1 protein-coding gene is annotated in these 570 nt (G+C 56.7%); it reads left to right on the top strand.

Annotated elements, in window-relative coordinates; all coding sequences use genetic code 11:
- Positions 1–41 precede the first annotated feature (41 nt).
- A partial coding sequence (locus VQ042_RS25835; RefSeq protein ID WP_331823083.1) for a GGDEF domain-containing protein occupies positions 42–570 on the top strand: 529 nt, incomplete at its 3' end.

Below are 570 nucleotides of genomic sequence, written 5' to 3'. Positions count from 1 at the left end.
CCGCCGCAGGTCTCGCAGCAGGTCTTGTCGCCGGCCCGCTCATGCCTCTTGATATCCAACTTGGGGTTCAACAAAGCGCCGTAAGCTGGATAATTCGAGGGATATTTTTCGTCGGGATTGGGTCTGCCGCAGGCGCGATGGCCGGCGAACTTGCGACGCAGATGCGCGGGGCTAGACGGGATGCGCGTTACGACCCGCTCACAAATTTACCGAACAGGGCAATGATGCTCCAGGATCTTCAAAAACAGATCCGATACTGCGCAGCCGATGCAAGATCGTTTGATCTCTTCACGGTTCGGCTGGAACACCTGGAGCGCGTAGCTGCTTCCTTAGGATACGACTATTCTGATGCTCTCCATTTCAGTGTTGCCCGTCGTCTGAGGGAGGCGCTTCCTAGCGCCGTCGAAGTCTATGATTTGAGCAATGGTCAGTTTGCAGCGATCGCACCCACGGCAGATACCAAGGGGGGCGACAACAGTCTTTGCAGCGCAATCCTGAATGTCCTCGATGAGCGCTACTCGGCAGGGGGCGTACCTATGCTCGCCGGAGGGGTCATCGGTATTTCATCTT

The sequence above is a fragment of the Aurantimonas sp. A2-1-M11 genome (assembly GCF_036549475.1).
Classification (GTDB): Bacteria; Pseudomonadota; Alphaproteobacteria; order Rhizobiales; family Rhizobiaceae; genus Aurantimonas.
This window is presented reverse-complemented; position numbering and strand designations above follow the sequence as displayed.